The sequence below is a fragment of the Streptomyces sp. CB01881 genome, from assembly GCF_002953255.1.
Classification (GTDB): domain Bacteria; phylum Actinomycetota; class Actinomycetes; order Streptomycetales; family Streptomycetaceae; genus Kitasatospora.
Map to the genome: position 1 here is coordinate 4928787 of NZ_CP026498.1, position 8647 is coordinate 4937433.

General features: G+C 69.9%; 6 protein-coding genes. 2 read left to right on the forward strand and 4 right to left on the reverse strand.

Annotated elements, in window-relative coordinates:
* Positions 1-3: 3 nt before the first annotated feature.
* Positions 4-2904, reverse strand: a complete 2901-nt coding sequence (gene uvrA / locus C2142_RS11480; RefSeq protein WP_241002518.1) for an excinuclease ABC subunit UvrA — start codon at positions 2902-2904, stop codon at positions 4-6.
* Positions 2905-3173: 269 nt separating this feature from the next.
* On the opposite strand from uvrA, the gene C2142_RS11485 reads away from it, so the two are divergent.
* Positions 3174-3932 (forward strand): maleylpyruvate isomerase family mycothiol-dependent enzyme, encoded by a 759-nt coding sequence (locus C2142_RS11485; protein ID WP_148642549.1) that lies wholly within the window; start codon positions 3174-3176, stop codon positions 3930-3932.
* A 51-nt stretch (positions 3933-3983) separates the two neighbouring features.
* Positions 3984-4637: an MBL fold metallo-hydrolase gene (locus C2142_RS11490; RefSeq protein ID WP_148642550.1), complete on the forward strand. Its 654-nt coding sequence runs from the start codon at positions 3984-3986 to the stop codon at positions 4635-4637.
* Between the two features lie 74 nt (positions 4638-4711).
* On the opposite strand, the gene C2142_RS11495 is transcribed toward C2142_RS11490, so the two are convergent.
* From C2142_RS11495 to uvrB, 3 genes are all read right to left on the reverse strand, one after another.
* Positions 4712-5692: a TerC family protein gene (locus C2142_RS11495; RefSeq protein WP_148642551.1), complete on the reverse strand. Its 981-nt coding sequence runs from the start codon at positions 5690-5692 to the stop codon at positions 4712-4714.
* Positions 5693-6003: 311 nt separating this feature from the next.
* Positions 6004-6585, reverse strand: a complete 582-nt coding sequence (locus tag C2142_RS11500) for a TerD family protein (RefSeq protein WP_148642552.1) — start codon at positions 6583-6585, stop codon at positions 6004-6006.
* A 251-nt stretch (positions 6586-6836) separates the two neighbouring features.
* The coding region (gene uvrB, locus C2142_RS11505; RefSeq protein ID WP_241002519.1) for an excinuclease ABC subunit UvrB at positions 6837-8647 on the reverse strand (1811 nt) is incomplete at its 5' end.

Consider the following 8647-nt stretch of genomic DNA (forward strand, 5'->3'; position numbering starts at 1 on the left):
GGGCTACTTCTTCGCGGCGGCCCGCTTGCGCGGGACCTTGACCGCCACCGGGGCGTCGGCGAACTCGCCCGGGAGGATGTCCCGCAGGAACTTGCCGGTGTGGCTCTCCGGGACGGCGGCGATCTGCTCCGGGGTGCCCTCGGCGACCACCGTGCCGCCACCGGAACCACCCTCGGGGCCCATGTCGACGATCCAGTCGGCGGTCTTGATCACATCGAGGTTGTGCTCGATGACGATCACCGTGTTGCCCTTCTCCACCAGACCGGAGAGCACCTTGATCAGCTTGCTGATGTCCTCGAAGTGCAGGCCGGTGGTGGGCTCGTCCAGGACGTAGACCGTCCGGCCGGTGGAGCGCTTCTGCAGCTCGGAGGCGAGCTTGACGCGCTGCGCCTCGCCGCCGGAGAGCGTCGGCGCGGACTGGCCGAGCCGGACGTAGCCGAGGCCGACGTCGTTGAGCGTCTTCAGGTGGCGGGCGATCGCGGGGACGGCCTCGAAGAAGTGCAGGGCCTCCTCGATCGGCATGTCCAGCACCTCGGCGATGGACTTGCCCTTGTAGTGGACCTCCAGCGTCTCCCGGTTGTACCGGGCGCCGTGGCAGACCTCGCACGGCACGTAGACGTCGGGCAGGAAGTTCATCTCGATCTTGATGGTGCCGTCACCGGAGCAGTTCTCGCAGCGGCCGCCCTTGACGTTGAACGAGAAGCGGCCCGGCAGGTAGCCGCGCACCTTGGCCTCCTGCGTCTCCGCGAAGAGCCGCCGGACGTGGTCGAACACGCCGGTGTAGGTGGCCGGGTTGGAGCGCGGGGTGCGGCCGATCGGCGACTGGTCGACGTGCACCACCTTGTCCACCAGGTCGGTGCCGGTGATCCGGGTGTGCCGGCCGGGCACGCTGCGGGCGCCGTTCAGCTCCCGGGCGAGGTGGGTGTAGAGGATGTCGTTGACCAGCGTCGACTTGCCGGAGCCGGAGACGCCGGTGATCGCGGTGAACGTCCCGAGCGGGAAGCCGACCGTGACGTCCTTGAGGTTGTGCTCGCGGGCGCCGTGGACGGTCAGCTGGCGCTTCCTGTCCCGGTCGCGGCGGGCGGCCGGGATCGGGATGGACCTCTTGCCGGAGAGGTACTGGCCGGTCAGCGACTCCTTGTTGCCGAGCAGCTGCTTCAGCGAGCCGGAGTGCACGACCTTGCCGCCGTGCTCGCCGGCGCCGGGGCCGATGTCGACCACCCAGTCGGCCATCTTGATGGTGTCCTCGTCGTGCTCGACGACGATCAGGGTGTTGCCGATGTCCCGCAGCCGGACGAGCGTCTCGATCAGGCGGTGGTTGTCGCGCTGGTGCAGGCCGATGGAGGGCTCGTCCAGCACGTAGAGCACGCCGACCAGGCCGGAGCCGATCTGGGTGGCGAGCCGGATCCGCTGGGCCTCGCCGCCGGAGAGGGTGCCGGCCGCGCGGTTGAGCGAGAGGTAGTCCAGGCCGACGTCGACCAGGAAGCGCAGCCGCTCGTTGACCTCCTTGAGGACGCGCTCGGCGATCTGCTTGTCCCGCGCGTTGAGCTTCATCGCGCCGAGGAAGTCCGAGCAGTCGCTGATCGACATCGCCGAGACGTCCGCGATCGACCGGCCCTCGACGGTGACGGCGAGCACGACCGGCTTGAGCCGGGTGCCCTCGCACGTCGGGCAGGGCACCTCGCGCATGTAGCCCTCGAAGCGCTCCCGGCTGGAGTCGCTCTCCGCCTCGGTGTGCCGGCGCTGGATGAACGGGACGGCGCCCTCGAAGCCCGTGGTGTACGAGCGGTCCCGCCCGTAGCGGTTGCGGTAGCGGACCTCGACCTGGTGCTTGTGCCCGTACAGCAGCGCCTTCTTGGCGCGGGCCGGCAGCCCGGCCCAGGGGATGTCGGTGCGGAAGCCCAGCTCGCCGGCGAGGGCGTCGATCAGCCGCTGGAAGTACTCCTTGGTGTGGCCGCCCGACCACGGGTGGATGGCGCCCTCGTCCAGCGACTTCTCGTCGTCGGGGACGACCAGCTCCGGGTCCACCTCCATCCGGTTGCCCAGGCCCGAGCAGTCCGGGCAGGCGCCGAACGGCGAGTTGAAGGAGAACGAGCGCGGCTCCAGCTCCTCGAACGACACGTCGTCGTACGGGCAGTAGAGGTGCTCGGAGTACATCCGCTCGCGCTCCGGGTCGTCCTCCGGGAGGTCGACGAAGTCGAGCACCACCATGCCGCCGCTGAGCCGCAGGGCCGTCTCCACCGAGTCGGTCAGGCGGCGCTTGGCGCTCTCCTTGACGGTGAGGCGGTCGATGACCACCTCGACGGTGTGCTTCTCCTGCTTCTTGAGCTTGGGCGGCTCGGCGAGCTGGACCGTCTCGCCGTCCACCCGGGCGCGGGCGTAGCCCTTGGACTGGAGGTCGGCGAAGAGGTCGACGAACTCGCCCTTGCGCTCGCGCACCACGGGGCTGAGCACCTGGAACCGGGTGCCCTCGGTGAGCTCCAGCACCTTGTCCACGACGGCCTGCGGGGACTGCTTGGCGATCGGGCGGCTGCAGTGCGGGCAGTGCGGCTTGCCGATCCGGGCGAACAGCAGGCGCAGGTAGTCGTAGACCTCGGTGATGGTGCCGACGGTCGAGCGCGGGTTGCGGTTGGTGGACTTCTGGTCGATCGAGACGGCCGGGGAGAGGCCCTCGATGAAGTCGACGTCGGGCTTGTCCATCTGCCCCAGGAACTGGCGGGCGTAGGAGGACAGCGACTCGACGTACCGGCGCTGCCCCTCGGCGAAGATCGTGTCGAAGGCCAGCGAGGACTTTCCGGACCCGGAGAGGCCCGTGAAGACGATGAGGGAGTCGCGGGGCAGGTCGAGCGAGACGTTCTTGAGGTTGTGCTCGCGAGCACCACGGACGATGAGCCGGTCGGCCACTGCTTCTGGCGCCTTTCTCCGGGGCGAGATGGCTGGTGAAAGTGAGGTGTTCTTCTTCCAGGATGCGGCAGCCAGCCTACTAGCTCACGCGTTCGATTATCGAGCTTGTCCAGCCAGGTCCACCCGAACGAGTGACGGCGGCCTCGGGGCCGTCCATACCCGGTCCGAAAAGGCCCTGCTCAGGGCCCGGGTTCGGAGGTAGCGTCAGCTGGTCAACGAGCGGAGCCCCGCCGGGGCAACGCGCCGCCTCCCGAGAGAAGGCCCACCCGATGACCGACCCGCAGACCGCCGCCGCCCTCGCAGCCGACCGGCTCGGCCTGGTCGGGGAGAGCACCCGGCACCTGCTGCACACCGTCTCCGAGCTGAAGCCCGAGGCCGTCGCCGAGCCGTCCGCGCTCCCCGACTGGACCAAGGGCCACGTCCTGGCCCACCTCGCCCGCAACGCCGACTCCCTGGTCAACCTGCTGAACGGCGCCCGCACCGGCACCGACATCCCGCAGTACGCGAGCAACGAGGCCCGCGACCAGGAGATCGAGGACGGCGCGCCCCGCCCGGTGGACGTCCAGCTCGCCGACCTGGAGGCGAGCGGCCAGCGCTTCGCCGAGGCCGCCGCGCTGCTGCCCGGCGAGGCGTGGACCGCCGACGTCCGGCACCGCAGCGGCTACGTCTTCCCGGCCTGCGACATCCCGTGGAAGCGCCTCGCCGAGGTCGAGTACCACCACGTCGACCTGGACGCCGGCTACACCCCCGCGCACTGGCCGGAGGCCTTCGCGGTGGCCGAGTTCCGCAGGATCGCCGCCGGGCTGGCCGACGCCGCCCTGCCGGCCGTCGAGCTGATCGCCGACGACACCGAGGACCGCGGCGCGATCGGCTCGGGCGGGCCGGGACTGGTCGTCGAGGGCCCGGTCCGCGCGCTGCTCGCCTGGCTCTCCGGCCGCTCGGACGGCGACGGGCTCCAGGTCCACCGGGGCGGTGTCCAGCTCGCCGACGGCCGCGCCGCGCTGCCCCCGCTTCCCCCGCTGGGCTGACGGCGCGAGGATGTTCCTGACCCCTGTAGCGACCTGACGAGGAGCGGACGGATGACGTACCACGGAGCGGTCAAGGTCGGCGGACCGCCGGACGTGCGCGAGCTGGCCCATCTGATCATCACCAAGGTGGCGGTCGGGCCGTACGACAACAACGCCTACCTGCTGCGCTGCCGGGCCACCGACGAGCAGCTGCTGATCGACGCCGCCGCCGACGCGCCGGTGCTGCTGGAGACCGTCGGCGACGAGCTGGCCACCGTGGTGACCACGCACCGCCACCACGACCACTGGGGGGCGCTCGCCGAGGTGGTCGCCACCACCGGCGCCCGCACGGCCGCCGGCGAGCACGACGCCGAGGGCATCGACGTCCCCACCGAGCTGCGGCTCGCGGACGGCGACACCCTCCGGGTCGGCCAGGTGGAGCTGACCGCCCGGCACCTGGTCGGCCACACCCCCGGCGCGATCGTGCTGGTCTACGACGACCCGCAGGGCCACCCGCACGTCTTCACCGGCGACTGCCTCTTCCCGGGCGGCGTGGGCAACACGTGGGGCGACGCGGCGGCCTTCGAGAGCCTCTACCGGGACGTCAACGAGAAGATCTTCGACGCCCTGCCCGACGAGGCCTGGGTCTACCCCGGCCACGGCAACGACACCACCCTCGGCGCCGAGCGCCCGCACCTCCAGGAGTGGCGCGAGCGCGGCTGGTGACCGCCCCGGCCACCGGGAACGACGGCGGGCCCGCGACCTCTGCCAGGTCGCGGGCCCGCCGTTCACGAGGGGGGTCAGGCGTCGATCTTCTCCGGCTCCGCCGCTTCCCGCTCCTGCTTCTTCGAGGCCATCAGGCTGGTCACCGTGGTGACGGCCAGGACGACGACGATGACGCCCAGGGAGAGCGGGATGCCGATCTCCGGCACGTTCGCACCGGCCTCGTGGGCAGCGTGCAGGACCAGCTTCACGCCGATGAAGCCGAGGATCACCGACAGGCCGTACGAGAGGTGGACCAGCTTCTTCAGCAGGCCGCCGATCAGGAAGTACAGCTGGCGCAGACCCATCAGGGCGAAGGCGTTGGCGGTGAAGACGATGTACGGGTCCTGGGTGAGGCCGAAGATCGCCGGGATGGAGTCCAGCGCGAAGAGGACGTCCGTGGTGCCGATCGCCAGCATGACGATCAGCATCGGGGTCATCAGCCGGCGGCCGTTCTCCCGGATGAACAGCTTGGTGCCGTGGTACCTGTCCGTCGACGGGAAGCGCTGCTCGATGGACTTGAGCAGACGGTTCTCCTCGAACTCCTCGTCCTCCTCGTCAGCCCGGGCCTCCTTGATCAGCTTCCACGCCGTCCAGATCAGGAAGGCGCCGAAGATGAAGAACACCCAGGAGAACTGCGCCACCAGCGCCGCGCCGCCCGCGATGAAGACCGCCCGCAGCACCAGCGCGATGATCACGCCGAACATCAGCACGCGCTGCTGGTAGATCTTCGGCACCGCGAACTTGCCCATGATCAGAATGAACACGAACAGGTTGTCGACACTGAGCGACTTCTCGGTGATGTAACCGGCGAAGAACTCACCGGCCGGCTGTCCGCCGGAGTGCCACCAGAGGAAACCGCCGAAGACCACGGCCAGGGCGACCCAGACCGCGGTCCAGATCCCGGCTTCCTTGATCGACACCTCGTGCGGCTTGCGCCCGCCGATGAGGAAGTCGGCCACGATCAGCGCCAGCAACACACCGATCGTGCCGACCCACATGCTTATGGAAACGTCCACTACTGCTCCTCCGGCAGGTAGGCGAGACAGTCATCGTCACTTGCCGGAGGTCTCTTCCGCCCGTCGGACCCGCTCTGGCGCGCCCGCGGACCAGTGCCCCGGGACGCCGCTCGCGAGGGCGCCCGTGATGACGGGACGACTGCGGGGGAATACTCCCCTCCGCTGCCTTCGAGAGTAACAGGAAGTCCAAAGGAAGGTAAAGAAGGTAAAGAACCACCCTGCACTCCCCCGCCCCGGGGCGCCCGGTGTGCCTGCGCGAGGTGCCTCCGCGGGTGCCTCGCGCAGGCCTCCCCGGGTGCTTCGCCCGGTGCCTAGAGGAACGGCTCGATGGCCGGCAGCAGGTCCTGGAAGGTCCGGCCCCGGGCGGGCGCGCCGATCGCCTGCATGCCCCAGCCGCCGGACGGCTCGCGGAACACCTTGGCCATGATCTGCCCGGTGTGCGGGCCGCCGCCGGCCAGCTCGTACCGGGCCAGCTCCAGACCGGTGGACTCGTCCACCAGTCGGCAGTACGCGTTCTGCACCTCGGCGAAGGTCTGCCCGGTGTAGGAGCTGACCGTGAACACCACCTGGGTGATGTGCGCCGGCACGTGCACCAGGTCGACCAGGATCGACTCGTCGTCCCCGCCCGCACCGGTGCCGCCGACCAGGTTGTCGCCGGTGTGCCGGACGGACCCGTCGTTGCTCTCCAGGTGCTGGAAGAAGACCACGTCGGACGGGGTCTGCTCGGCGTACAGCAGCGCCGAGGCGTCCAGGTCGATCTGCCGGGTGCGGCTGCCGAAGAGGCCCCGCTTGGGCGCCGCCTTCCACCCCAGCCCCATCCGGACGATGGTCAGTGATTCGCCCGAACCCTTCTGCAGGCTGACCTGCTGCCCCTTGGCAAGGTTCACCGACACGGCGTTGTCCTCTCTGCCCAGCCGCGCGGTCGGTCTCCGCGCCGGCTCCACGGTGGAACACCCCGTTGCCGTCCCCCGGCTGAGGCCCCCTGGTGCGACCGTCCTCGTCCCCGGACGGCACCGCAGACAAGCCTATGGCCTGCGGTCGGGCGCACCGGTCAGCGTCTACCCGTTTGTGGCAAGGCTGAGACACCGCGGGGCTTGACCGGTGTCAGAACCGGCCAAGCCCCGCGGCGGTGCGCCGGGAGGCGTCAGGCGATGCCGGCCTCGCGCATCTGCCGCAGCTCCTTCTTCAGCTCCTTGACCTCGTCGCGCAGCCGGGCCGCGACCTCGAACTGGAGGTCCGTCGCGGCCGCGTGCATCCGGTCCGTCATCGACTGGATCAGGTCGGCGAGCTCGGCGGCCGGCATGGACTTGGCCGGCTTGCGGTCCGCGCCGAGCGCCGGCACCGGGGCCTTGCCCTTGGCGGCCGCAGCCCGGTACCCGGTGGAGAGCAGCTCGTCGGTGTCCACGTCCTCGCGGGCGAGGGTGTCCAGGATGTCGCCGATCTTCTTGCGCAGCGGCTGCGGGTCGATGCCGTGCTTCTTGTTGTAGGCCTGCTGGACGGCCCGGCGGCGGTTGGTCTCCTCGATCGCCCTCTCCATCGAGGGGGTGATCCGGTCCGCGTACATGTGGACCTCGCCGGAGACGTTGCGGGCGGCGCGGCCGATGGTCTGGATCAGCGAGGTGCCGGAGCGCAGGAAGCCCTCCTTGTCCGCGTCCAGGATCGCCACCAGGGAGACCTCGGGCAGGTCGAGGCCCTCGCGGAGCAGGTTGATGCCGACCAGCACGTCGTACCTGCCGGCCCGCAGCTCGCGCAGCAGCTCGACCCGGCGCAGCGTGTCGACGTCGCTGTGCAGGTACCGGACCCGGATGTCCAGGCCGAGCATGTAGTCGGTGAGGTCCTCGGCCATCTTCTTGGTGAGCGTGGTGACCAGGACGCGCTCGTCCCGCTCGACCCGCTTGCGGACCTCGTGCACCAGGTCGTCGATCTGGCCCTCGGTCGGCTTGACGATCACCTCGGGGTCGATCAGGCCGGTCGGGCGGATGATCTGCTCGACCTGGCCGTCGCCGCGCGACAGCTCGTACGGGCCGGGAGTGGCCGAGAGGTACACGGTCTGGTCGACCCGCTCCAGGAACTCCTCCCACTTGAGCGGGCGGTTGTCCATCGCGGAGGGCAGCCGGAAGCCGTGCTCGACCAGGGTGCGCTTGCGCGAGGCGTCGCCCTCGTACATCGCGCCGATCTGCGGGACGGTGACGTGCGACTCGTCGATGACCAGGAGGAAGTCCTCCGGGAAGTAGTCGAGCAGCGTGTTCGGCGGGGAGCCGGGCTCGCGGCCGTCGAAGTGCATCGAGTAGTTCTCCACGCCGGAGCAGGTGCCGATCTGGCGGAGCATCTCGATGTCGTAGGTGGTGCGCATCCGCAGCCGCTGGGCCTCCAGCAGCTTGCCCTGCTTCTCCATCCTGGCGAGCGTCTGCTCCAGCTCCCGCTCGATGTCGTTGACCGCGCGCTCCATGCGCTCCGGGCCGGCCACGTAGTGGGAGGCCGGGAAGACGTGCACGGAGTCGTCCTGGCTGATGATCTCGCCGGTGAGCGGGTGCAGGGTGTACAGCGCCTCGATCTCGTCGCCGAACATCTCGATCCGGACGGCCAGCTCCTCGTAGACCGGGAAGATCTCGATGGTGTCGCCGCGGACCCGGAAGGTGCCGCGGGTGAAGGCGAGGTCGTTGCGGGTGTACTGGATGTCGACGAAGCGGCGGAGCAGGACGTCGCGGTCGATCTCCTCGCCGACCTTGAGCCGCACCATCCGGTCGACGTACTCCTGCGGGGTGCCGAGGCCGTAGATGCAGGAGACGGAGGCGACCACCACCACGTCCCGGCGGGTGAGCAGCGAGTTGGTCGCGGAGTGGCGCAGCCGCTCGACCTCCTCGTTGATCGAGGAGTCCTTCTCGATGTAGGTGTCCGTCTGCGGGACGTACGCCTCGGGCTGGTAGTAGTCGTAGTACGAGACGAAGTACTCGA